The 26,490-nt window shown below is 46.1% G+C and carries 14 protein-coding genes; 4 read left to right on the top strand and 10 right to left on the bottom strand.

All coding sequences use genetic code 11. The features are described from left to right. Nucleotides 1-14 precede the first annotated feature (14 nt). The 3 genes from NST26_RS07120 to NST26_RS07110 all read left to right on the top strand — a co-directional run bounded on the left by NST26_RS07120 (nt 15) and on the right by NST26_RS07110 (nt 3,637). Nucleotides 15-1,577: an extracellular solute-binding protein gene (locus NST26_RS07120; protein ID WP_340978961.1), complete on the top strand. Its 1,563-nt coding sequence runs from the start codon at nt 15-17 to the stop codon at nt 1,575-1,577. A 33-nt stretch (nt 1,578-1,610) separates the two neighbouring features. Next, nucleotides 1,611-2,561: an MTP-1 family protein gene (locus NST26_RS07115; protein ID WP_340978959.1), complete on the top strand. Its 951-nt coding sequence runs from the start codon at nt 1,611-1,613 to the stop codon at nt 2,559-2,561. A 65-nt stretch (nt 2,562-2,626) separates the two neighbouring features. Next, nucleotides 2,627-3,637 (top strand): glycoside hydrolase family 130 protein, encoded by a 1,011-nt coding sequence (locus tag NST26_RS07110; RefSeq protein ID WP_340978957.1) that lies wholly within the window; start codon nt 2,627-2,629, stop codon nt 3,635-3,637. A 66-nt stretch (nt 3,638-3,703) separates the two neighbouring features. Here the strand turns inward: NST26_RS07110 and NST26_RS07105 are convergent, their stop codons facing one another. Continuing rightward, nucleotides 3,704-4,348, bottom strand: a complete 645-nt coding sequence (locus NST26_RS07105) for a hypothetical protein (RefSeq protein WP_340978955.1) — start codon at nt 4,346-4,348, stop codon at nt 3,704-3,706. Between the two features lie 319 nt (nt 4,349-4,667). Here NST26_RS07105 and NST26_RS07100 point away from each other — a divergent pair, with 319 nt between their 5' ends. Then, the gene (locus tag NST26_RS07100) at nt 4,668-7,793 is read left to right on the top strand and encodes an amidase family protein (RefSeq protein ID WP_340978953.1); all 3,126 of its coding nucleotides are present in this window, start codon (nt 4,668-4,670) and stop codon (nt 7,791-7,793) included. 701 nt (nt 7,794-8,494) lie between these two features. Here the strand turns inward: NST26_RS07100 and NST26_RS07095 are convergent. The 9 genes from NST26_RS07095 to NST26_RS07055 form a co-directional block, all read right to left on the bottom strand. Then, on the bottom strand, nt 8,495-11,212 hold the full coding sequence (locus tag NST26_RS07095; protein ID WP_340978951.1) for a chromosome segregation protein SMC: 2,718 nt from the start codon (nt 11,210-11,212) through the stop codon (nt 8,495-8,497). A gap of 503 nt (nt 11,213-11,715) precedes the next feature. Next, the gene (locus NST26_RS07090) at nt 11,716-12,390 is read right to left on the bottom strand and encodes a hypothetical protein (RefSeq protein ID WP_340978949.1); all 675 of its coding nucleotides are present in this window, start codon (nt 12,388-12,390) and stop codon (nt 11,716-11,718) included. Next, on the bottom strand, nt 12,374-13,828 hold the full coding sequence (locus NST26_RS07085; RefSeq protein WP_340978948.1) for a hypothetical protein: 1,455 nt from the start codon (nt 13,826-13,828) through the stop codon (nt 12,374-12,376). The genes NST26_RS07090 and NST26_RS07085 overlap by 17 nt, the downstream gene beginning before the upstream one ends. Further along, complete coding sequence (locus NST26_RS07080) at nt 13,804-15,111, bottom strand: DUF2399 domain-containing protein (RefSeq protein ID WP_340978946.1); 1,308 nt, start codon at nt 15,109-15,111, stop codon at nt 13,804-13,806. The genes NST26_RS07085 and NST26_RS07080 overlap by 25 nt, the downstream gene beginning before the upstream one ends. A 217-nt stretch (nt 15,112-15,328) precedes the next feature. Continuing rightward, a complete protein-coding gene (locus NST26_RS07075; RefSeq protein ID WP_340955223.1) occupies nt 15,329-16,633 on the bottom strand; it encodes a glycoside hydrolase family 1 protein in 1,305 nt (434 codons plus the stop codon). Between the two features lie 107 nt (nt 16,634-16,740). Continuing rightward, nucleotides 16,741-19,158, bottom strand: coding sequence for a glycoside hydrolase family 2 TIM barrel-domain containing protein (locus tag NST26_RS07070; RefSeq protein WP_340955224.1), 2,418 nt, complete (start codon nt 19,156-19,158; stop codon nt 16,741-16,743). Nucleotides 19,159-19,323: 165 nt separating this feature from the next. Continuing rightward, nucleotides 19,324-21,612: a glycoside hydrolase family 3 C-terminal domain-containing protein gene (locus NST26_RS07065; RefSeq protein ID WP_340955226.1), complete on the bottom strand. Its 2,289-nt coding sequence runs from the start codon at nt 21,610-21,612 to the stop codon at nt 19,324-19,326. Between the two features lie 63 nt (nt 21,613-21,675). Next, nucleotides 21,676-24,186, bottom strand: coding sequence for a beta-glucosidase BglX (bglX, locus tag NST26_RS07060; protein ID WP_340955228.1), 2,511 nt, complete (start codon nt 24,184-24,186; stop codon nt 21,676-21,678). A gap of 38 nt (nt 24,187-24,224) precedes the next feature. After that, nucleotides 24,225-26,480, bottom strand: a complete 2,256-nt coding sequence (locus NST26_RS07055; RefSeq protein ID WP_340955230.1) for a glycoside hydrolase family 3 C-terminal domain-containing protein — start codon at nt 26,478-26,480, stop codon at nt 24,225-24,227. Between the last annotated feature and the right edge of the window lie 10 nt (nt 26,481-26,490).

The raw sequence follows: 26,490 nt of genomic DNA, 5'->3' as shown, positions 1-26,490 counted from the left end.
GGTCCGTATTATTCATGAGAAAATCCTATGCAACCCTGTTAGCCGTGGTGCTTGCCCTGTCCACCCTCGTTGGATGCGGCAAGTCCGATAATGCCAGCCCTGCCGCAAATGGAGAAAGCAATGCTTCATCCCCGAATGCAGAGAAGACTAATTCCTCTGAGGTCGTCAAGATCAAATACGTGGTTCCCGGCACCGAGCCCAAAGACTACCAGAAGGTGTTCCAGAAGGTCAATGAGAAGCTGGCTGCTGACGGTGTCGGGGTTGAGGTGGAGAAAATCTATATCCCCTGGGATGCGTGGGACCAGAAGCTGAACCTGATGCTGTCCACCGGCGAAGATTTCGATCTGTTCCATGTCATGCAGGACCGTACTCCGTTCTCCAACTACTATACCCGGGGAGCACTGGCAGATATCTCAGAGGAAATTGAGAAGTATGGAGCTAACCTGAAAAAGAATATCCCGGAGGACATCTTTAGCGGCGCTACCATCGGCGGGAAATATTATATCGTCCCCTCCTACTGGGTTGAAATGGCCAGTGAAGGCCAGTTCAATATCCGCCGCGACATTCTCCGCGAGAACCATTTGCAGGAGCCCAAAACTCCGGCTGAGCTGATCAGCGCCTGGGAGACAGTGATGAAGAACTGGAAGGGAAAGAACAAGCCTTACTTAGGCACCCGGGCCGATTTTGACCCGATCAATCTGCATACCTCCATCCTGCACCGGACCTATGACACCTTCCCGTTCACGGTTAAGGATAAGTTCTTCTATGTCAACCAGAACGGAGAGGTCAAATCCTGGATTGAAACCGACGAATTCAAGCAGGATGCCGCCTTCATGCACGAGCTGTACACCAAGGGAATTACGAATCCTGACATTCTGGTTATGAAGCAGGAGCAGGTAGATGCCCAGCTCGACAGCGGGGAATGGTTCGTACGCCTGGGAACGGGCGGAAGCTTGAACGGACTCCAGAAGTACAACCCGGATGCTACAGTGGACGATATCGGCGTAGTGTGGTTTAACCCGGAGAAAGAGTATCTGCGCCCCCTCTCCTTCAAGAACGGCAATGCCGTACCGGCGAACAGCAAGCACCCGGAGGCTGCGGTGAAATTTATGGATTGGATGCTGGCCAGCCAGGATAACTACGACCTGGTTCAATACGGCATAGAGGGTGAGCATTACACCAAGGATGGCGACAAAGGCCTGAAGCCGATCAGAGACCCCAACAACAACAATAATCCGCGGTACAGAGGCTCCGATTCGCAGAACGGCAATGTGAACTTTATGCGCTTTGACAAGGAGAGCAGTATTCCTGAGAATAACAAGGTCTTATTCGAGCCTAATCCGAGTGCGGTCAACAGTATTGCAGCCAACTTTATTTTTGACCCGACGAATGTCAGAACCGAATATACCAATATTCTCTCGGAAGCTTCAGCCAGCATCACTCCAATCTATATGGGGGTGCTGGACTATGGCAAGGCCTTCCCGGAAGCTCTGGATAAAATGAAAAAAGCAGGTCTGGACAAGGTCGTTGCCGAATACCAAAAGCAGTTCAAGGAATATCAAGCCTCTCAGCAATAAAACGAGCTGCAACACCAAAGGAGCGGAGAAATCGTGAGCCTGCATCAGCAAAAACAACAATTTGAAGCAACAAAAACCATCTATGAGAGTGCAACCCTGGTATTTAAAAACGTGGACGGATTCGATGTCTATAATATTTCGATTCCTTTTGAACGGGATGGCAAGCGTTACTTGTTCGGCCGGGTAGAACGCCGGGAGGAATGGGCCCGCTCCTGGGTCCGTCTGTTCGAGCAAACAGGCCAGGATGAATGGACTCTTGTGGAGAACAGCATGATCTATACGCTGGAGGACCCGTTTATCAGCGAAATAGGTGATGAGCTTGTACTGGGCGGAACCCATGTGCAATATCAGAGCGGCAAATACAGCACGTTTTTCGGTTATTTTTACCGGGGGACGGATCTCCACGACTTGTACTACTTCACTACCGGTCCTAACAAAATGAAGGATATCCGCCTTGTTGCGCTGGCAGACGGCAGAATTGGCGTCTTCTCGCGTCCGCGCAATCATGAAATGAAAGGCCAATACGGCAGCGAGTCCATGATCGGCTTCACGGTGATTGACAAGCTGGAGGATTTGACTGCTGAAGTCATTGAGAATGCACCTTACATCCATGGTATCTTCGGAGCTGGTGAATGGGGAGGCGTCAATCAGGCTTACCTGCTGAGCAGCGGAAAGATCGGGATTATCGGCCATATTTGTTATTCGCATAAGGATGAGAACGGGCAGGAAATCAAGGTCTATCTGAACATGTCCTTCATCTTCGATCCTGTGACCCGGGAATCCCATGACCTGCATCTGATCGGAAGCCGTTCTTGCTACCCGCCCGGACCTGCCAAGTTACCCTATTTGACGGACTGCGTCTTCTCCTCGGGGATCGTGATGCGGGGGGACGGCAAGACCGATCTGTACAGCGGTGTTGGCGACTGCCAGGCCGGGCGGATTACGATTGACTATCCGTTTGCATCCTATGGAAGCATTGTCTAAATAGATTGAACTAAAAATTCAAGTTAAAGCAAAAGCAGTTCCACATTCAAGGAGGATATTCAACGATGAATTTTAACAATACACCCATCATAGGAGCATTGGCCTCCAGTCCGCTCATCCGCCGCCATCCGGCCAACCCTGTGCTGGATGCGGCGCGGGTCCCTTACCCTACCGCACTTGTGTTCAACGCGGGAGTGGTGAAGTTCGGCGGCCGGTATGTGATGGTATTCCGCAATGACTATGGCTCCCTTGAGAAGCAGACCCTTGAGCCGTCTCACACAACGGATCTTGGGATCGCCTTCAGTGAAGACGGAATCCACTGGACGGCCGGGCCGAAGCCGGTGTTCAAGCTGAACGACGAAGAGTTTGTGCGCGGATACGATCCGCGGCTGACGGTGATCGGCGGCCGTTGCTACATGTGCTTCGCTGTAGATACGCGGCATGGGATCCGGGGCGGGATCGCAGTCACGGATGACTTCGAATCCTTTGAAATCTTGAGCTTGTCTACGCCGGACCTGCGGAATATGGTGCTGTTCCCGGAGAAGATCAACGGCAATTATGTGCGGCTGGAACGGCCGTTCACCGTCTACAGCCGCGGAGGCAAGGACCGGTTCGACACCTGGATCGCGGAGTCGCCGGATCTCATCTATTGGGGCCGGTCCGATCTGTTGCTGGCGGTGGAGCAGGTCCCGTTCGCCAATGACAAGATCGGTCCAGCAGCACCGCCCGTGAAGACAGATAAGGGCTGGCTGACCACCTTCCATGCGGTGGATGTTGATCCCGCCAGAGGGAAGAACGGCTGGGAGCCGTCCTGGAAGAAGCGGTATACGGCAGGCATTATGCTGCTGGACCTGGACAATCCGAAGAAAATCCTCGGAATGAGCGCCTCGCCGCTGCTCGCCCCTGAAGCCCCCTACGAAATCGACGGAGGCTTCCGTAATGATGTCATCTTCCCCGGCGGCATGATCCTGGAGGACGATGGCGAAGTAAAAATCTATTACGGCGCCGCCGACACCGTAGAATGCCTGGCCACCGCTCATGTCGATGATTTGATCAGGCTTTGTTTGGGACAGTAAAACTGACATCTTAACTAACAGAAGCGGGTATCATCCATCAATGAGGATGATACCCGTTTTTTCAAACTATGCTTCAACCGCTTGCGGTAACGTTCTTTCATACTCCTTGTATAACACATAACGCTGGACCCCTCTTGAAGCCTCCACCGCTTCCCGCGCATACCTGACCGCGAGCTCACTGTTGCCCGCTTTGCGTTCAATTCCTGCAAGCACCGCTGATCTCATCCATGGCTTTCGGATTGACTTCAAGTGTTCCCGCGCCTGTGTACTTTTCCCTTCCTCCAGCAAAAGAGCCGCTTCATAGTACGCCCGGTAATCGGGATAGCGGATATACGGCACGGCTTCCTGAATAGCAGCCATATCTTTGCGGTACCATCCGTAAGCCGCCTTATACGTTGCCTGTACCGCTACCCTTTTATGCTTGCTCATCAGCTGCTCCATAACCGTTCCCGCTTCATCCTCAAGCCTGTTCGCAAGAACATACTGAATATAAAGGGCTGGATTACTTTTTTGGCTGCGCAAAAAAGACTCCACGCGGTCCACACGCTTGTCCAAAACTGCCGGATAATAGAATTGGATTGTAAAAACAATGAGAGTAGCCACCACAGCGCCCACTACGATCAGGATTGGTGAATAGTCATTGAATAATGTGAATAAGACAAACACGAACAGCATGAAATAAACCGTAATGCTCCATCGATAGCGTTTCATTCTAAATCTCCTTTGAGTGTCATCCTATACAAGCAAAAATTCCATTTAAAATATTGTAGCACATTCCATAATCTATCAGCATAAAAGTAGGCCTATGAAAAAAACTAATCAAAATAACTACCACATACATAACATAAAACGTTATATAAAACACCTTTATATTATTTTTCATGCACTTTTCAATAAATAAAGTACTCTCCCTTTGTTAAAATCTCTAAAAATAGTTCAATTTCATATTATTCATTGACTGAATTAATATACAATGTTATATTTCTTAACACAATTAATAATATACATAGAGGAAAGGGAGATTGCCTACATGAGTAAGTTAAAACGTCTGCGTAGAACAAAGAGGCAAGTTATAGCTACTTCCATTGCGTTATCTGTTATTGCTTCAGGAGTCATTCCGTTTCAAACGGCCGATGCTTTAACGAGGGTTACTTCATCTAGTGGCACCGTATGGGAGATTCACGATGCTTTTGCACCCAGCTTGGACACAGGGAGCTTGCGTACCGTCGGTACTACACAAGTGCAGGGATTCGGTAATATCTTTGTTAAAGTATCCTCACCTTCAGCTTCCCTGATGAATGGACAAATGATGCGCGGGTTCGACCTCAAATACGATGGCGTTAATAGATTCACTTCGTCTCAATCTGTCAATCTGGGAAATGTCACCGTCACCCGTGATGTGTATGTGGACACTATCAATAATCGGACCAGATTCTTTGATACTTTTACCAATAAGAATGATATGGCTGTAAAAGTAGATGTATCCTTCGGCGGCTCCTTAGGCTATGGCACAGCGGCCAATGCTTCAGTGGTCAAGGCAACCTACTCCAATGATCTGGAGGTGACTACAGACGATTCATGGATTGTGGTCGATAGCAGCGCCAGAAACAATAAACCTCTAGGTGTTGCGGTCGGGTCTCCACATCCATTTAATAATGGATTAACCGCTCTAGGGAATCAACAGCAGAATCCATTCACCACACCTCTAGCCAAGTCCGGTAATGAGGCGAATTTCTATGGCTTCATTAATACCTTGAACCTTGAACCGGGCCAGTCGAAATCCCTGGTGAATTTTGTACAAGTTGGAGAAGCTGGTGAAGCCGGGCTGAACAATCTGGTTGCCACGCTTAATGGACTTAATCAGCAGCTGGATGTATCCGGCTTAACACCTGCACAGATCCGCTCCATCAGCAACTGGGATATCTCAGGCATAGAGGGACTTAATACTGGAGATAACCTGTTCATTCCAGAGGCTCCTGCAGTGCAAAGCTTCATCACTTCCTCCCCTTACGATGTTGTGAATAAATCCATTGCACAGATGCAGCAGGATCTGATTAGCGGTACAACGACTTCTGTACAAATTACTCAAGCGTATCTGGATCGAATCAAGGCATACGATATGGGGCAACTCGGCTTCCATGCCTTCCTGCATGTATCCGAAACTGCGCTGGCTCAGGCCAAAGCGGCTGACGAAGCCCGTGCACAAGGCGCCAAGGGCGATCTGCTGGGAATTCCGATTGCGATCAAAGACATCTATGACACCAAGGACATGCCTACAACAGGCGGCAGTAAAGCACTTGAAGGGTGGCGCCCTGAATCGGATGCCTTCCAGGTGAATAAGCTGCGCGAAGCCGGCGCGGTCATTATTGGTAAAGTGAATACTTCGGAGTTCGCGAACAGCGGAAGCTTTAGTGAAAGCGGCTGGATGCAGACATGGAACGCACTCTATCCATCCAAAACCTCTTTTGGCTCCAGCGGAGGATCGGCAGTATCGGTTGCAGCTGATTTCGCAGCGGCAGCTATGGGATCGCAGACCGGGGTATCTCTCTATGCTCCGACAACAGGCGCCAGCTTAAAGAGCTTCCGTGGTACAGACGGCATGGCAAGTACGACAGGTGTGCTGCCGCTCACTTGGGGACAGGATTATGCGGGGCCTATCGCCAAAACCGTAACAGACCTGGCCATTATGCTGAATGCTACAACAGGTACGGACCCGCAGGATATTTTCACCGTAACAGCAGATGCAGATCATAAACGTCCGGAGAACTGGAAGGAGTCGCTGGATGCCGGCGCATTGAAAGGAAAGAAAATCGGATACATCCCCGAATCCTTTGTCTCCAGCTACGCAGATGATGATACCGGAGTGGCAGTAAAGAATAAGTTCTCTGAGCTGCAAGCTGCGGGAGCGGAAATGGTTGAAATGTCAAAAATGCCAGCAGCCCCTACCCGTCCTCAAGGCATTAACGGTTCTACCGAAGGCTGGGCGCGCTATATCGAGCTTCATAAAGCCTTCCCTTACGCGGATGGAGCAAGTGTACTCGCCTCAGATAAGGTGCTTATCTATAATCAGAGAGGATATACCGCCCCTACGCGGATGACGGAACAGGCTGTACAGGATTACATCAAGTATAGAACGGACTATAAAGAAGTGATCAAAGGCTGGATGGACGAGAATGGCGTGGATGCCATTGTCTATGCAGGCTTCATCAGTGACGTGTATAACAATGACGCATCAGCCTCTCAGTTAAGCTCTGACCGCAACACGGGAGTATTAACGTCTAATGTCGGCCTCCCTACCGTAGTGGTTCCTGTAGGAACGAACGACAGCGGTTATTCGATCTCGATGCAGCTTGTGGGCAGAGCATGGGACGATGCCAAAGTTCTAGGTATGGGCTATGCGCTTGAGCAGCAAAGTCAAGCCAGACTGCTTACCGCTTTTGCTCCAGCACTCCCATATGTTCCAACCCCTACTGATCCTGATCCAGTAGATAATGAACCAAGCAATCCAAGTCCTGGAGGAGGTACCGGAACTCCACCGGTAACAGCAACACCAACGCCAACACCTACAGCTACACCGGCTCCTACAGCTACACCAGCACCAGCAGAAACAACAGCACCGACACCTGCGCCGGAAGTGGTAAGTTTTACAGATACACTGAATCATTGGGCAAAAGCAAGCATTGACCTGCTGATCTCCAAAGGATTGCTGACGGGTTATGAAGATGGAACCTTCCGTCCGAATGCAGGCTTGACCCGTGCCGAAGCCATTAAGGTCATTACAACGCACATGGGGCTTGACGGACAAGCAAGCAGCTTCACCGATGTATCTGGAGCACATTGGGCAAACAAGTTCATCGGCGCAGCCGCCAGTGCCGGCCTGATGAACGGTTATAGCGACGGCACCTTCCGTCCAAACGTGAAGATTAGCCGCAGTGAATTAGCCACACTAATCACCAGAGCCTTTAAGCTGACTGGTACCGGAACCACCTCATTCAAGGATGTTAATAAAGAGGCCTGGTATTATAACTCCATTGATGCACTGGCATCGAATAAAATTATTACCGGATACGAAGACAGTACATTTAAGCCTGCAAAAGACATTACCCGGGCAGAGTTCGCTACTATGGTGGCGAGGCTGTTGGAGAGCGGGAAGTAAGAGGAGTTATTATTAAAAGTATAGAATTCACAGGAAAGGCCATCCCGAAAGGGATGGCCTTTAACTTGCTGTAACAAATTCTTGATTTGTACTGCTGCTTGTGGTTAAAGTTTCATTTAGTGAATGCAAAAATAACGAGAATTATAAACATAACAAAAAAAATTGTGAATATTATCAAGCTAATTTTTACATGATTATAAATCCTCATCAATTCCGGTTTTCTTTCTATCAACTTTAAGGAGGATAGGGATAGTAATGGGATACTCAGTAGTGCTATAAACGCTGGTATTATAGTAATCATGCTTGATGGATCAACATAATTGTACTTTTTCAAAATAGTAACAGTGCCTATTCCCATCATTGCTATCCCAAATAAAATTAATGCAAAACCCATCATTTTATTTAGTCTGCTTGCATAATACGATATGGCTAGCAAGCATGTACCACATCCAAAAGTGAATATTAGTACACCATTGTAAGAAAATGAATTAAAAAAAGTTAACACTTTAACACCTCTAATAATTAATCCAATCTGTTACTTCACCGATAGCATACCCAGCAGCGCCTCCTATAAGTACAACAGCTCCTGACAAATAACTAAAGGATACAGTAGAGTTATTGTTTGCATCACAGAACAAACCAACCCGCTAGACCCAATAATGTTAAGCTCACTCTAACGGGCCAATTCTATTCACCCACTCTCATTCACGCTTTAGAATCAACCCCGTCACCTTACTCCAAGGTACGGTAGGGTCATGTTGCACAATATAGGCTTTGGAGAAGCGGTCCAGGTAGGAGTTCTCATGTGACTTCGGAGATAGGATAATTAATTTGCGCTTTAGCTCGCTCGCATAGAGATCAAATACTTTTAACTTCCGCTGCTCATCTAACGCACTATCGAATTCATCCATCACAATAAACCCCGGTGCCGTTTGCAGATTCTGTAACAAAGCGAGTGCAAACAGAAGTGAACTCAGCGACTCCTCCCCGCCAGAGACACCCTTACCAACTCTTCCTCCCCGTGCCTTCACACTGACATCCTCTAACGTTCCCCGGTGCCCTTCCTTACGGGCTCTTATGAATAAATGGAACAGCACCCGTCCCTTGCGGTCCTCTTGCTGCTTCCAATCAATCTGCCCCTCGAACTGAAAACCGCTCATGTAGTTCTTGAATCGCTGCTGAATTTCAAGCACTCTCATATTAATGGTTGTCTCCAATTGATCCCTGAGCGTCTCAGCCCGTTCTTGATTCTCTTCATACAATAAGCTTGTCCGCTTATACTCATCCTGCAGCCGGTGAACCTCTTCTTCAATGACTTTGTAATTCTCAGGTGCAGCAGGGTCTAGACCCGATTCATACCTGGCATTATCAAATGTAACCTTCCCAGACTCATATTCTTGACGGAGCTTGGTAACCGACTGCGTTTTTTTCACATTACTAAGTTCTGGTCCAGGCTCGTTAACCAGCTCATCATAAATAAATCGTGCTGTTCCTTTGAAATTCTCAATTTCTTCGATGGCCGTAAGCAGATTTATTTGTGATGTCTCAAGCGCCTCATGGGTTTCTTTTAGTTGGATATTCATTTGCTGCAACGTACGCGTTACCTGTTCAACATCGTCTTGATTCTTGGCAAAATTCCGGTTTTGTCGGCGTTCATTACCCTCTATACGATCAAGCTGTTCTTCAAGAGTGTCAGATTGCTGCTTTATCATATCCTGTTGCGCGGCTAAGCTCTGGCGGTGCTTTGTCTTCTGCTGCAACGTTTCATACTTTTCCTTCTGCTGTCCCAAGCGTACATAAAAATCCGCTTCCTGCTGCAAAATTCCCTGTGTATGCTCCAGCTTGACCTGTTTCTCGAGGATTTTTTTGTGCACAACCTTTATTTCCTGAAGCTGCTGCTTCTGCTCGTCAAGACGCAGCACTTCAAGTGCATATTTCGCAGCCCGTCCTTCACGTTCATGCTTCTTGGTGAGGAAAGCTTCGGATTCACGAACAGCTTGAATAATCGCATGCAGTTCCTGCATAGTCTGTGTATCATTCTTAATGGAGTCTTCGATATCCGCAAGCACTGTATTTAATTGGCTAGTGTTCTTCTGAATTTCCTCTTTGCGTTTCTGCAGAGCCTTCTGGCTTAGGATATAGTTCTTCTTCTCCTGTGGTCCGCGAATCCCCCTCGGATCAATCAGCAGACCCTTCTCTACACGTATTTCTCCTGCCTGATAGAATTGCTCTACCCACCATAGAGCTTTAACTGCATGCGGGAATACATCATCACTGATGCCTTTTTTCACATGAATCTGAAGCTCCTGAATGTCAGTAACCGATCGATCCGGCACAATACTCCGCAGAGGAACATGATACAAATCATTCGGAGCCTGTACATGCATACCATCAAAAAATACTGTATATTTAATAGCTTCGAATTGCTCCTCTGCTGCGGGCCGGGCGGACTCGTCTAATTCAACCAGCTCATTTAAGGTATAAGCACGCACCCCATTCGCTTTAAATAGCGCAAGTGACTCCTTCTGGCGGTCCGACCATAATTGATTATACTCAAGCTGAAATCCCTCTTCCGTTAATGCCTGAAGCAGCTTCGCCTTCTTATCTCGTTCATGCTTAAAGTCTCGAATTCTTTGCTCTAATGCTGCAATATTCTTACTCACATCATAACTGCTGTGATATTGCCATAACCGTCCCTGGTGTTCGTACTCCAGTGCCTTATCCTGCTGAATCTGCGCATGCAGAATATAGCTTGAATTCATTGATTGCGCTATCATACCCTCGGATTCCTGGATGTCTGCTTCAGCCTTCGCCAAGTCACGATTCCGTTCTTGAAGCTGTAAAGTGATTGCCTCGAGCTGCGCCTGTACCTCTTCTTCAGTGCGTGTAATTCCAGACTTTTCTTGATTCAGCTCCTTCAGCTGGTGGTTCAATTCATTAATAACGTTCGTGGTTTCATTTATTTCATTATTAACAAGAGATAGCTTCTCCTGTAATAAAGTGATTTCCTCGTTAATCTGCTCTTTTTCCGCTTGGACCTGCGTTAGCTCATAAGTAATCCGCTCGGCTTGCTCTTGCAATAGGTCAAGGTTGTCCTTCGTTGCTTCCTGGTCCACGAGCAATTGTTCTTGCTTGGCTAATAAATGCTGTTGTTCCTGCTTATAAAAGGTTTCTAATTTCAGCAGTGCCCCAGCGTACATCCGGCCTCCTTCTACAAGGCGCTTGCGATTATCCTCATACCGTTCCAGCGCTGCCTTAGCAATTCCCAGCCATTGCTTTTTATTGGAAACGTTAATGTCAGCTGTTCTTAGACTCTCCTGCACTTCCTTCAACTTCTCCATACTTTCTTCCCAGTTGTGCTGTACCTGATTAATGCCATGCATTTCAGCAAAAATACGAAACCGCTCCTGCGGGTCCATGACCGCGAATTGATTAACCTCCTGCTGATACCAAATCAGGTAGAACAGGTCGGGATCAATTTTGTATTTGTACTGGAGGTCCTTCTTGTACGTAGTGAAATTGTATTGCCGGTCACCTGAAGTATACTTAATAGTCTCATCCCATTGCTCCGGATCATCCCCCGATTGAATGATAAATTCCTTCTTGGCCGGCTGTCCCGGTTCCTGCACAATATAAATCGAGAATTCGATAAAGGCAGGGGCATCCATGCGCACGCTTCCCTCATTCTTAAACAATAGCCGAATGTGAGCTTTCCACGTATCATCCGGAAGGAGATTGCGGGATTTCAGACCCTCTAAATCTACCTTGGAAGAATACAAAACAACCCCCATGCAGTACGTTATGGTAGATTTCCCTGCTCCATTCGGGCCGGTGATCAAGATATGTGATTCTTGTCCTGACAAGTCCATCATCGTTGGCTGATAATCCCGAATGCCAGTAAACCACATTTTCCAAGGTATCATTATGCTTCGTCAGTTCCTTCCTGATACAGATTATATCGTTTGAAAAACTTCAGAACTTCCTCTTTGTTTAATTGATTGGATTGACTGAATTCAACCGTACGCCGCAGAAAGGAATCCGAGAACATATTAGCCCCAATTCCAGTGATGGTATACGCCTTCTCATTTGAATTGGTATCATATTCTTCGAGTGCCCCGATTTTTTTCAATTGGTCAATATTTAGAATCAAACGCTGATTTGCCTTTGTCGTCTCATGTCCAAGAGCATTTAACAATTGATCGAATAGCGTGAACTCATGCTGCAACACTTCTTGCTGATAAAAGATAAACAAGAGAATGGCCAGACTTTCTTTGGACAATGTACTGCGTGCCGATCGGGCAGGAACCCGCATCATCACGATCACCTGATCTCTTTTCACATCATAGATTACTTTGAAATACCGGCTTACCGCCTGATTAACCCGCATTAAAAATGAATTGAACTGCTCATCATCATTAGATATCTTTAACTGCTTCTCTACCTCGCGCCGGGATAAGCCGAAATTGCCCACACGTATTGTTGCAGAGGATGAGAATAAAAGATTCATGAACACGATCTCTTCCGCCTCGGTTAGCATGCCTTTGATTGCCTGCATGACATTAAGCGGATTTACATTAAATTCATCCGTCAAGCTCATCGTCACTCCTCTTCTGCCTGTTCATTGAAGCTTTGTTATGCTTAACGACTTGATTAATATCCTTCGGATTCATCCAGTCCCATTCCTTGTCATATCGGGGGGCTTGGGATTCTGATTCCGCCGCCGCTTCCTCCATTGTCAGCTTCTTGCTGCCTACTAACGCAGATAACGCCGTAAGTGCGTTAATCGCATCGCCCCACTCCGCAGATGTTGCTTCAATGATTACCGTCTCTAGCGGAGCTTGCTCCACTTCCTGCATGAATCCTTCAATGGCGTCCGTCTCAATCATAGATTTCGTCAGCAACCACGCTGAATCTCCCATCATATCCTCTAATTGTGTAATATCAATCTCCTCATGGATATATTGGGTGTCCTGGATATCTTCCTGCATCCGGTCCACTAGCGGCTCATAGTCCTCCAGATAATGAATAGCTTCACTAATAGCTGCACCGGACAGCGGCGCGGCGAATTTAACAGGCATCCACAGACCATCCATGGACTCCCCCTCGTATTCATTCTGCTCCATAAAGCTCATAATCTGATGAGCATTAGGAATGTCCGATTCTGGAGGCGGGTCATACATTTGAGTAATGAACATCCGAACTTTTTCGGGATTAATCGAGGACAAGAGCATCGTTTGCTTCATCATCGTAAATTTGAGATATTTATTAATCATCCCCATGCTCAGATTCGTGCCATCGGCAAGCGCAGATGTTCCTGCCTGCATTAAATCACTGAGTACCAGACTGTCCTCTAATGTATGAAATTGACGGAAACGCTCCGTCAGCTTCATCTCCAGCTCCTGCATCAACTGATGGATAATCTCTAACTGAGGCAGTGCATTGCGGTCCGCCAGCATTTCTAATTCACGTTCCTTCATCAATTGTATAGCATTTTCCACGTTGCGAATCATACTGGCAATTTTGTTACCGCCGGAAATGCCATGATCATCATAGGCTTCGCTAAGCTCGGCATCCCGTCTGGCCTGGAATAACGATCGACCAATATCATCATGCATGTAATAGGCTAAAGAATCATTAGCAAGCCGTATGAGCGTATCCATCATCCGCTTCCCTACATCACGCATTTTTAGCTGCCTGGTTTGTTTGGATATCCAGTTATACTTCACCAGGACATTTACAATCTGTTCAACCTTTTTCTTGCTTGGCGGGTCAAGGTCCTCATAGCGGTTCCGGTAACGAAAATACAGGGTATCTACGTTCTCAATCGGTTCATCCAGTCCCAGGGCCTCCTCATTGAGCAGTTGAATAATACGTAAGAACCGTAAAATTTCGATAGGCGTCTGCAGAAAGTTCTGGGAGCCCAGATCATTCAATACCCCTGACAACAGAGCAATATCCCTTAAGGCCTGGTGCATTTCCGGCCCGGATTCGTCAGTCTGAAAAATTGAAATTAATGGTTGATCCAGCTTCTCCAATCCTCTGCCTCCCCTAACACAATCTCTTGTTCCAACTTCATATACTGTAGCAAATCCTCCATGCGCTTTTGATACTCCGGCCAACTGGTTAGTATGGAGTGATCAGGGCAGATCCATTTATGCCGCACATCATGTCCACTAAGCGACTGGTACATTTCTCGTGCAATTTGCAGCCCCGCCTCATCATAATCACTCCACAAGATCACTTGACCGATTGAGCTACTATTCATTAATTGCCTGATAAAATACCGGTGCACACTCCGGATATGGCCGTCCACACATATAATCACAGAATTAGTCTCCTGCAAGAAATGGGGTTCTGCTGACATCCGCGTCAAAACAGCCCGATTCTCGACTAACCATAGCGTAGTTGCTGCGGTTGAATACTGGTCTTGGGATACTGAAATATTGGTTAAGGCATGAACAGGTCCTGCCTGGAAATTGGACCATTTCCCTTCAAGGGTACCGGCAAAATAGATCGGCGTAATCTGCCCTCCGCTTATCATTCCTAATGCTTCAGCTGGCTGACCGCTTAGCGTCTCTAGCATGTTAAGAAACTCTATTTTAGACAGATCAAATGCCTTAGAGCCTCCAATACCCGGGTAATACTGCGCGCCAATTTCTTTCCAGTCAAATATTTCTTTGGTACAAGAAACCATGCCAAAAGCCAGTAAAAAGTGTAATGAATGGATTCGTTTTGATACACTCCAATTCGCAGGGAAAACAGCCTGATCCTTCAACGTACCAATACTCCACGCTAAACTATCCGTTAAGAATACTGTCAAACCCTTTAACTGAAGCATCCGTTCGCCCGGTACACACATTATTTCTTCCATTCTCCGGGCAGCTTCTGACTGATAAAACGTAAATTGATCTATTATATCCCTTTCTGTGTCTTTTTGCTTATTTATCAGTTGAACATATAATAAATACCCCATACGGTAATATATCCGGTCTACCGATTTCCCGTCTTGCTTGAACCTGACCTCCTTCACAATCCATCCCTTACTCAGCCAGTCAAAAGTTTGTTGATTGTCATCTAATAAGGCGCGCTTCCCCACTGTCCAGCGTAACAGCTGCTGCTCCGGAGGCTCCTCAGCACTTAAGCCATCCTGCCATGCAACGGTAATGATCCCTACTCTTCGTAGCGTACGGGCAGTCCTTTTTACAATATCTATATCAATAAGAGAATCATCACTTATTAATGTTGGCATCTCCAGTTGCTCATCTTTTTTTAAATAATTTCGGCTTATAAACGAAAGGATATCATCTGAAGTATTCACTTTTGCCTCCTACCCTAAGCTCTTTAATTACATATTCAAGCTGCTTAGATAAGTATAGCGGAAAGTAGAATGCTCTACGATGATACCCAAAATTTGTTCATGATATAGAAACATAAATAGCCTGTAGTAATGAGACGTTATTCTCTCATCTCTACAGGCTATTATCCTCAGCGGATGCTTCTATGTCGTCCGCTAGTAAGGTTATAGAAAATCCACACTAATAAATAATATTAGCTCGGGCAATCTTTCCAAGATGATAAGCGCTAGGTTTAGGAGTGCGCTCCTGTGTCTGGCGGTTTACTTCAACTAACCCGAAACGCTTGGAGAATCCAAGCTGCCATTCAAAATTATCAAGTAGTGACCAATGCAAGTATCCCTTAACTGGAATCCCGTCAGCAATACATGCAGCTACACCCTTTAAAGCCCGATCAATAAAAGCAACACGGCGTGTATCATCATCTGTAGCAACACCATTCTCCGTTACGATAATCGGCTTGTTCAGATGCTTCGAAGCACAACGAATAACATTCTCTAGAGCTTCGGGATAGAATTCGTAACCCATCTGGGTACGCTCACTATCAGCCGGTACAGGGATGAGACCATCCGGTCCGTAGATCTCACGTGAATAGTTCTGTAAGGCCAGGAAATCATCGTCCTCCATATAAGGAAGGAATTGTAGAAATTCCTCATGTAATTCATGAGCAGCCTGTTCTTCTCCACCAGGGACGGACTGAAAATCAAAGAGCGACATGCTTAATCCGATTTTAGTGTTCGGACTAACCTGCCGGATAGCCGCCCTTGCCTCCACATGCGATTGGAAGATGATGTGCAGGCCTTTTTCGGAACGTGGTGACAGGAAGGTATGCACCTCCATGGGTGGTATACCAAATGCTTTGGACAATTCAGCATAGTAGTCCCGCATTTGTTCCTGAAAATCCATGTTCATGCCAAGTTGTCCTGCTGCAGATCCCCCCTGCTGATACTGCTTCATAACTTTTGCAATTCCAATAGAAATATTTGCCTCATTGATTGTACATACATAAGGAATTTGATCTCCTAATTGGCTCATGACATGAGCACAATAACGTGCAAACCTTGCTGGCGTACCTTCAGCTTCCCAGCCTCCGGCGCTAATAAGCCATTGCGGGGAGGTGAAATGATGAAGCGTTACGACCGGGGTTACATTCAAGTTGCTGCAAGTTCTTAATACATCCCGGTAATGTTCCATGGCTGCTTCATCGAATTGCCCTTCCTCCGGTTCAATCCGGGCCCACTCGATGGAAAAGCGATAAGAATTGAGGCCAAGTGCGGCTAAACGTTCAATATCCTCTCTGTAGAGTCGATAATGATTTACTGCAATTCCTGATGGCTCCTTGTAGCTCGTGCCTTTCAGGTTTTCCATCACCCAGCTATCGCTATTTGTGTTATTGCCTTCTACTTGGTGGGCGGCTGTTGAAGCCCCCCATAAAAATTTGTCTGGGAATTGATATTGCATGGTTAACTTTTTACTATTATCGTTCATAATATATCTCCTCGTGAATCTATTTGAGATGACTCTTCCCGCGACAGGCGGCTCCCGCCCATTGCTATGATCGTCCTTAGGGGGTAATGTCTCATATCAAACCCTCCCTATTTACAAACTTCAATTTTCGCAGTTTTTGTCGCACAACCCTCAGCCTCAACCCTCATCTCAATACTTCCGGCCTCAGTAGGACGAATGACAGCCAAGACTCTTCCATCGTAGGTAAAGTGCGTAGAATTTACATAGCTTTCTTCATTTTTGGGATTCGCGCTTCCCAGACCCTGAAGGATTCCCGCACCCTTTACGGTGACGGATACTTTCCGGTCGGCAAGGGGTTTCACCACTCCTTTATCATCCACGAGCGAAATCGTAACAAAGGCCAGGTCAGTATCATCTGCCTTAATTTGCATGCGGTCAATCTCAAGCTGGACGTTCACTTCGCTCTCAGCCGAAACCAGGGTCATACGTCCGGTTTCCTTTCCATCCGAATAGGCGATCGCCACCACTTCACCGTGTTGGTATACGGTATCAAACAATGCTTTAAAGTCATGCGCTTCACCGGCCTCTGCCTTGCCAACTGATTTTCCATTGATCAACAATTCAACTTCCGTCGCGTCAGAGTATACCTCTACCTTAACAGGCTTACCCTCAAAGCCCTCCCAGCTCCAACTGGAAACGGCGTCACTCCAGCTCCAAGGCATCATTGTAGGCTGCTCACCGTAATGTGCAGGACGCTGAACGGCAATATACGGCTCTTTGCGCAATCCGAAGACAATTTCACGATAATAAGAAACAGGAAGACGATGACCCGTAATGTCGATATCGCCACAATGTGCTGTCAGCCATGGAAATGCTCCGGACGCCCCAAGCCCTCGGCTGACTTCTCCATATTCAACCCTGCCAAGACCTGATTCCCCTAGATAATCCCATCCTGTCCAAGTGAAATCACCAATGACGTGTCCATTTTCTAGTACCAACTTCCAATTATTGGCGATATCTTTAGGGAAGGTTTCACTTCCGCAGATCACCCGGTTCGGAAAAAATTCTTTATCAGGTACATAGCAATTGTCCGCATAGTTATATCCCGCGATATCCACCGCCGCAAAGGATTCAGCTGTTGCATTCTTAACAAATTCCAAACCTTGCACGTATTTAATCATATCGCCGGCAGAGGCCATGGCCGTATTGACATCACCTGAGAGTTGGCTGCTCATGACATCCTTCAATTTATCCATGATAGAAACAAAGCCGTTAATCGAGTTAATTACATATCTTGTGCTATCCATACGGCGAATCTTCTCTGCAAGCTTTCTGCCCCATGCCGCACCATTGGCACTCCCTGTCTCTTTGATCTCATTTCCAATGGAATACATGATCACACTCGGATGGTTAAAATCCTTATTCACCATAGCTTCGATATCCCGTTCCCACCATACAGGGAAATTCAAGGCATAATCGAAATCTGATTTTGTGTTCGTCCATATATCGAAGCTTTCATCCATGACCAGCATACCCAGACGGTCACATGCATTCAGCATGGCCTTACTCAAAGGCTGATGCGAGCTACGAATGGCATTGAATCCGGCTTCTTTCAAAATCTCAATGCGGCGTTCCTCAGCACGGCCGATCGTGGCTGCTCCAATCACACCATTGTCATGATGGATACAAGCTCCTCGGAGCTTTACAATTTCTCCATTGATAGATAGACCTTGTTCAGCATTTAAAGAGAGAGAACGGATTCCAAATGTACTCATCTCCTCATCCAGAATGTTGTCCCCATCCATTACTCTGCTGTTGCAGGTGTATAGATACGACGTCTCTACACTCCACAGCTTTGGCAGCTTTACAACCAGGCGCTGGCGCATTGTTGTAACTTCTCCCGCAAAAACAGTTAATGGGGAATGGTCAAAAGCTACTACGTTGCCCTCAGCATCCAGGATTTCCGTGGATATCCGGGTCGTTTGCGGATTCACGCCCTCATTCTCTACAAACGTTGCCACGTTCACAATAGCATACCCGTTAGAAATTTCAGGTGTTGTAATTTGAAGGCCATCCACTTGGAAATGCACCAGATTCGCTACCATCATTTTTGTATCACGGTAAATCCCTGTTCCTGTATACCATCGTGAATCGTCACTGCTCTTGGTAACCACTTTAATCTCATTGTCTTCCCCATATTTCAGGAATCGATCTGCTTTGATATAGAAATTGGAATACCCGTAAGGATGCTGTCCTGCGAAGTCCCCGTTGATGTATACCATGGCGTTCATATATACACCTTCGAATTCAAAAGTGATTCTCTTCTCCTTATAGGTCTCGGGTACATGAAATTGCTTTACATAATCGTAAGTTCCATCAGGAAAATATCCCTTTTTGCCTCCACTCACGGCATTCTCACTTCTTAACTTAGAGATCATAGCATCATGGGGCAAAGTAACCTGCTGCGGCATTTGATCTGGAGCCATGTTAAAGAATCCACTATTTGGACCGACGGTCCAGCCCTCATTGAAAGAAACTCGAATCATATTTCACAACACCTTTCGTGATTATTTAGAAAGCAGCACAAAAAATAAGCCCATCAGGAGAAATGAGCTGCTATAGCACATTCTCCCTGCGGGGACGTTATAATATCAATCCTATTCGTTCATTGCGAATTCCGAGAAGTTGTACCATTGCGTTATACATACGAATCACTTCTCCTTCTGAGCTGAGTATTTGATGTTCATTTGCTCTAATATTTCGTTGATAGGTTGGCCATCAAGCTCTGGAACAAAGGCCGTCATGATCGATATAGGCTGGATCATTAATGCTGAGTCGTTATTTCCAAGCTGCATACCCGCTGCAAGCGCCTCTTCCTGGACTAAGCCGGTTCGCACCATTCCTTCTGCCATCTTGCCAAAGTTCGCTTCCCAAAAGGTTTTACCAATCGGATGACGTATAAAGTCCTTTATAGGTGTGAACATTGTGTATTCCATTCCTTCGGGGTTCTCTTTCCCTTCGATATGCAATGTGGTTTCTTGTGCAATCGAATAAGAGGAATACCCAATTTGCACAGTGTATTCACCTGTTTCTACTGCCCAGTCTTGCGCAGCCATGTTCCAATAAGCAAAATCCCGCTTACCCAGTGTAAAGGTCACCGTTTTCATTTCCCGTGGGTTCAGTTCAATTTTCTCAAAGCCCTTTAATTCACGTACCGGGCGGATGATCTCCCCTTTATGAGGTGCGATATATAACTGTACTACTTCTTTCCCTGTCATACTTCCAGTGTTAGTTACGTCAACCGAGACAGTTACCGTATCATCTTCCGTCATGTTTGTTGCGCTAACCCTTAGGTTACTGTACGAAAAAGTCGTATAGGACAACCCATGACCGAATGGAAACAGCACGTCCATCTTTTTGCTCTCATAATAACGGTATCCAACAAACATCCGTTCACTGTAATCCACTACCCCATTTTCCCCGGGAAAAAATAGATAGGAAGGGTTGTCCTCCAGACGAACCGGGAACGATTCCGGTAGCCGTCCAGAGGGATTCTCCTCACCAAACAACACCTGGACTGTTGCTTCGCCGACCGCTTGCCCCCCGAGGTATACTTCGAGAATGGCTTTCGGTGCTTTAACCCATGGCATTTCCACAGGCGAGCCGTTATGCAGCACAACAACAGTATTGGGCTGGGCAGCGCTTACAGCAGCAATCAGTTCATTATGATTGTGTGGCATCCGCATGTCACCACGGTCGAAACCTTCCGATTCCATCGAATCCGGCAATCCGGCAAAGATTACAGCAACGTCTGCATCCTTGGCTGCAGCAACTGCTTCCTGGACTAAATCCGCATCCGGCTCCAAACTGTCCAAGTGATAACCTTGAGCATAGGTTAAGTTACCAGACATGAGTTGAGCAGCAGCATCGAAAGCATTTGTAACTTTATAACTGTTAATATGACTGGAACCACCGCCTTGATAGCGGGGCGCCTTGGCAAACGCACCTATAAATGCAATTTTTGCATTCTTCTTTAGCGGTAATACATTATTGTCGTTTTTCAAAAGCACCATTGATTCAGCTGAGATCTTACGCGCCAATGCATGGTCGCTGTCGTAATCAAAGGTAACATCTTCTTTACGGTTATCCATTGATTTAAAGACAAGCTTCAATAAATGAATGCAGGCTCTGTCCAGTTCACTTTCGGATAGCTCACCTTCCTGCACAGCCTTTACAATCTCCTGATCTGTTTTGGTAGCTGAAGGCATTGTAAGATCGGTTCCTGCGGCCACAGCTTTGACCCGGTTGTGCGTCGCTCCCCAATCACTGATAACAAGACCCTCAAACCCCCATTCCTCACGTAACAAATCGGTGAGGTATTGTTTGTTTTCTGTAGAGTACGTGCCGCCAATTTTATTATAAGAAGCCATAATGGTCCACGGCTGGGATTGCTTGACTACCCGTTCAAATGCCGGCAAATAGATCTCACGCATGGTACGCTCATCCATTTCAGAAGAAGCGTCCATGCGGCGGTACTCCTGATTGTTGGCGAAGAAATGCTTAAGGCTTGTGCCTACACCCTGGCTTTGAACACCATTTACAAATGCAGCACCAAGTTCTCCGGACAGCATAGGGTCTTCGCTGAAGTACTCGAAGTTACGGCCACAAAGCGGACTGCGTTTAATATTGATACCAGGTCCAAGCAGCACCTGCACATCCATCGCCTGAGCCTCTCTCCCTAAAGCCTCCCCCATGCTACTCAGCAACGCTCGGTCAAAGCTGGCTGCCGTGGCACACCCTGCCGGGAAGCAGACTGCTGGCTTACTATTATTTGCACCAGGCTGATCATCAAACGTCCGTAGACCATGAGGTCCGTCACTTGTACGGATGGAAGGGATGTTTAACCGCTCTACCGCTTTTGTCAACCAATCGTCTTTTCCGGAACACAGTCCCGCTTTTTCTTCAAGCGTCAATGTACCGACCAGTGTTTCGATATTCATTCTTCTACCTCCTGATTTATACTTTTACTCTTGTTGATCATTTTCCGTATTGTTTCCCGATACCTACACCAGTTCGAAAGCAACTTCCATTACATCAACTGAATTTGAGCCAATATATAGTTTGAACTCTCCGAGCTCTGCTTCGTATCTATGATTGCCTGTGTAGTAGATCAAATCTTGCTCCGAAATTTGGAATTCTACCATTTGACTTTGACCCGGCTCCAGCCATATAGAGCGGAAGTTTTTAAGTTCTTTGACCGGACGAACAGTGCTGCCGTATAGATCTTGAATATAAAGCTGTACAATTTCTTCACCGGCATAATGTCCCGTATTGGTTACTGTCACGCTCGCATGAAGTACTTCTTTCCGGGTCATCTTTGGTGAGTCTAAATGGAGATTCGAGTATTCAAATTTGGAATAACTAAGTCCGTATCCGAACGGGTATAACGGATCATTAGGACAATCAATATATTTTGAGATATATTTCTGATCCCGAGTTGCATTCGTCACTGGACGTCCAGTTTTAAAATGATTGTAATACACCGGCACTTGTCCTACGTTCTGTGGAAAGCTCATTGTGAGTTTACCAGATGGATTGTAGTCACCAAATAAAACGTCGGCTATGGCATGACCTGCCTGGGAACCCAAAAACCAAGTTTCAACAATCGCATCCGTATGCTGTTCAAACCAATTAAGCGCAAGAGGCCTGCCGTTAGTTAATACCAGAACAACTGGCTTTCCTGTTGCTACAACCGCTTCAGCCAATTTCATCTGAACCGCTGGGAGTGTAATATCTGTCCGCGAAGCTGCTTCTCCACTCATATCGCTGTGTTCACCTAATGCGAGAACAATGACATCTGACTCCTTGGCAGCCATAATGGCTTCCTCGATACCGTTCTCAATATCTGTCTCTACACCGCATCCCTGCACGTATTTCAGCTGGCTCTTGTCCAACCCTTTAGCCGATATCCCTTGTAATAAGGATATGGTCTCGTAAGCATATTGGGAGAATTGCCAAGGTCCAAGCAAATCTCTGCTCGCACCAAAAGGCCCAATTACTGCAACCTTTTGTTCTCTTTCCAGAGGGAGTACTCCGTTATTTTTGAGCATTACAACCGATTTACGAGCTAATTCTCTACTCTTCTCCAAATGATCTGGATGAAGATGGAGTTGAGCTTCTTTCTCTGGCTGGATATAACGATAGGGATCATCCATAATTCCTATTTTATATTTGTAAGTTAGAATCCGGCGAACAGCGTCATTAAGTTGTTCCTCTTTAATAGTACCTGCTTCTACCAGGCGAGGGAGCTCATCAGCATACGCTCTTGTGACCATCTCAATATCCATCGTAGCATTGATGGCCATAGCCGCCGCTTCTCTTTTATCCCGGGCTGCTCCATGAATCTGTATCTCTTCCACAGAACCATAATCCGAGATTAACATTCCCTCAAATCCAAGCTCTTCACGCAGCAACTCACGAAGCAAGAATGAATTCCCGGCTACAGGCACACCTTGATAAATATTGAAGGCATTCATCACTGAACCCGCCCCTGCCTCTATACCCGCTCGGAATGCCGGCAAATGGAAATTCCGGAGTGTTCCCTCGGAGATATCCACAGTATTGTAGTCGCGTCCTCCTTCAGTCCCTCCGTAGCCAATAAAATGCTTCAGGCAAGCAATCAAGGTTTCGTCGCTAAACAAACTATCTCCTTGAAATCCCTCTACTTGAGCCTTAGCGATTTGAGCTCCAAGGTAAGGATCTTCTCCCGCTCCTTCTACGACACGTCCCCAACGTGGATCCCTGGTCAAATCAACCATAGGTCCGTGATTATAGGTATTGCCGGAAGCTGTCGCTTCCTTTGCTGCAATGGAACAAGCATCTTTAATTAATTCCATGTCCCAACTGCATGACCATGCCAGCGGAACAGGAAAAATAGTCTGAAATCCATGGATAATATCCGCGTTGAAGAATAACGGAATTTTATGAGGAGACTGTTCTACCGCAATCTTCTGCAGCTCATATATACGCTTTAGATCAAATGCTCCAAGAATAGAGCCTGCTTTTCCTTCCGCAACTAATACTTCAGGTGGTGCAGATTCCACTTCACCGCCAAAAGAGTGATTGGACGATAAACACTGGCTCATTTGCCCAATTTTATCTTCTAGAGACATCTTGCTTAGCAGCTTATCAACTTCTTCTTTTATCTCCGCATCTGTTCGGGGACTTAGATCCGTTTTACGGACCTTTTCCGCTAGAGCTGCGAACTCTTCGGACAGAGCGGTTCCTCTACCTTTTTCACCAATCAGCTCAAGCTCTTGACCCATCATATCTAATTTTCCTGTAAAAGAGTTTTCTTCAAAATATAAATCGAACGTAAGGATACCAGGCGCATATTTATTATGTCCCTTAGCAAAAAGATGATTTCCCTCTATAACCGTCTCATCTATCTCAACCATAGGGACGGGCTCAGACCAGACGCGGAGCTGCAATCCGTTCAGTTCCTCAATTTGAAAGATAAATTTAATACTAGCAAGTTCTGTTTCAATTTTACTGTTCCAAATTCCAATTATCATAATAACCCTCCCTGGGCTTATCTGATTTGTCTAGCCTTCTAGCCCTCATTTAAATATGCAAGAAATTGCTCCAGCTGTTCCTGCGGCATTGCTCTTTGGTTCTCAATAATTCTGAGCTTAATACTGTTCAGTAAAGATTCCATGTCCATTCCAAATGGCCCCTCAGATCCTGAGCTTCCGAAGCCCATCCCTGTCAATAACGATGAAATAAATGAAGCAGCAGCTGGTTCAGACTTAATATCGCCTAAGGTAGAATCTAAGGTATATTTCTTGCGTAATCTAACGGATGAATTGACCTTGATTGTATCTTGCAGAACGATCTCTTTAGAGGATTTACCAATAAGAAGTTCAAAGTCACCGCTTTCCACATGCCAATCCTTTAATTCAACGTTATAATAAGCAAACGCACGTTTCCCCAGTTTAAAAATAACCCGCTTTTCCTCTCCTGGAGCTAACTCAATTTTTTCAAAGGCCTTTAATTCTTTAACAGGTCTGATAACACTAGACACAATATCCTGCACGTAGAGTTGTACAATTTCTTTCCCTGCTCTGCCTCCTGTATTCTTCACCTTTACCGAGACTATGACTTCTTCGGAATCTGTAATTTCTTTCTTATTCAATTGAAGCTCGGAATATTCAAACGTGGTATAGGAGAGACCGTGCCCGAACGGGAATAAAGGTTCAATCTCAACTTTATCGTAATAACGATAACCTACGAATAGGCCCTCTCTATACTCTACCTTGTCACCTTCACCCGGGAAGTTAATGTAAGATGGGGTTTGGCTCAGTTGAACCGGGAAGGTTTCCGCGAGTTTTCCGGATGGATTCTTATCACCGAAAAGAATATCAGCTACAGCACCGGCCATCCCTTGTCCACCCAAATATGCTTCAAGCACCCCCTTCACCTTGTGAATCCATGGCATTTCAACAGCAGAACCATTGAATAGAACAATGACAGTGTTGCTCTGAATCTCGGTAACTGCTTCTATCAAAGCATTCTGATTATCTGGAAGCTTTAAGTGCTCTCTGTCCACACCTTCAGCATCATATTTCTCTGGCAGTCCAACGAACAAAATCGCTACTTCCGATTCCCCGGCAACCTTTTTAGCTTCCTGAATCAATTGAGCATTAATCTCGCCTGAGTCCAATGAATAACCTTCAGCATATTGTACTCGTGCTTGCGACGCTGTTTTAGCTATTTCGTCCATTGGGACTTCTAACTGTGTAGGATTTACCCGTGAACTTCCTGCGCCTTGGTATCTTGGATGCTTTGCAAAGGCGCCGATTACTGCGAGTTTTCCTTGTTTTTGAAGCGGAAGAAGCTGATCGTCATTTTTCAATAACACCATGCTCTCTGCTGCTACGGATCTAGCGAATTGGTGATGAGCTTTTTGATTATAGGTTACGTGATTCTTTTTATTGTCTATCGCTTTATATATAGTTGAAAGAATTCTTTCAACAGCAACATCCAAGATTTCTTCAGACATAGTACCACTGCGCACGGCGTTAATAATCTTCTCGCTGCCTACACCATTACTGTCGGGCATTTCCAGATCCATACCTGCTGAGAGTGCAACATCCCTCTCACTAACAGCCCCCCAGTCAGAGACAACTATTCCTTCGAACTCCCATTCCCCTCTTAAAATATCATTTAATAATTTCTCGTTTTGTGAGCAATATTCACCATTAATCTTGTTATAAGCAGCCATTACACTCCACGGCTGTGCTTGTTTTATTACATTTTCGAAGCCCGCAAGATAAATCTCACGTAACGTTCGCTCATCAAGAATGACATTGATATTAAACCGTTTCGTTTCCTGGTTATTGACTGCAAAATGTTTGAGTGACGTTCCTACCCCTTGACTTTGAACGCCTTGAACATAACTGGTCGTTAATTCAGATGATAAGTAGGGGTCCTCAGAGAAGTACTCAAAGTTTCTTCCGCACAGCGGCGATCGTTTGATATTTGCCCCGGGTCCAAGGAGAATATGAACATCTTCTGCCTGACATTCTTCGCCAAGTGCAGCTCCAACTTGTTCTAGTAAAGTCTTATTCCACGAACTGGCTAGTCCTGCTGCTGTAGGAAAACAAGTTGCCGGCACACTGTTGTTGAGCCCCATATGATCTTGGGCTCCTGATTGTTTTCTTAGACCATGCGGCCCGTCTGTGAGCATTAGCGATGGTATTTCGTGTTCAGGAAGAGCAGCTGTATTCCAAGCGCCTACTCCTGAGCATAATTTCACTTTCTCTTCCAAGGTCATCCGTGAGATGATTTCTTTAAGATCTCTATTCATTTCAAGCATC

This window comes from Paenibacillus sp. FSL R7-0128 (assembly GCF_038002245.1).
Taxonomy (GTDB): Bacteria; Bacillota; Bacilli; order Paenibacillales; family Paenibacillaceae; genus Paenibacillus_AQ; species Paenibacillus_AQ silagei.
This window is presented reverse-complemented; position numbering and strand designations above follow the sequence as displayed.

What these genes read in the sequence shown, in the direction of transcription:
- NST26_RS07120 (WP_340978961.1), top strand. Translation starts at nt 15, where the DNA reads ATGAGAAAATCCTATGCAACCCTGTTAGCCGTGGTGCTTGCCCTGTCC.
- NST26_RS07110 (WP_340978957.1), top strand. Translation starts at nt 2,627, where the DNA reads ATGAATTTTAACAATACACCCATCATAGGAGCATTGGCCTCCAGTCCG.
- NST26_RS07105 (WP_340978955.1), bottom strand. Translation starts at nt 4,348, where the DNA reads ATGAAACGCTATCGATGGAGCATTACGGTTTATTTCATGCTGTTCGTG.
- NST26_RS07100 (WP_340978953.1), top strand. Translation starts at nt 4,668, where the DNA reads ATGAGTAAGTTAAAACGTCTGCGTAGAACAAAGAGGCAAGTTATAGCT.
- NST26_RS07095 (WP_340978951.1), bottom strand. Translation starts at nt 11,212, where the DNA reads ATGGACCCGCAGGAGCGGTTTCGTATTTTTGCTGAAATGCATGGCATT.
- NST26_RS07090 (WP_340978949.1), bottom strand. Translation starts at nt 12,390, where the DNA reads ATGAGCTTGACGGATGAATTTAATGTAAATCCGCTTAATGTCATGCAG.
- NST26_RS07075 (WP_340955223.1), bottom strand. Translation starts at nt 16,633, where the DNA reads ATGAACGATAATAGTAAAAAGTTAACCATGCAATATCAATTCCCAGAC.
- NST26_RS07070 (WP_340955224.1), bottom strand. Translation starts at nt 19,158, where the DNA reads ATGATTCGAGTTTCTTTCAATGAGGGCTGGACCGTCGGTCCAAATAGT.
- NST26_RS07065 (WP_340955226.1), bottom strand. Translation starts at nt 21,612, where the DNA reads ATGAATATCGAAACACTGGTCGGTACATTGACGCTTGAAGAAAAAGCG.
- bglX (WP_340955228.1), bottom strand. Translation starts at nt 24,186, where the DNA reads ATGATAATTGGAATTTGGAACAGTAAAATTGAAACAGAACTTGCTAGT.
- NST26_RS07055 (WP_340955230.1), bottom strand. Translation starts at nt 26,480, where the DNA reads ATGAATAGAGATCTTAAAGAAATCATCTCACGGATGACCTTGGAAGAG.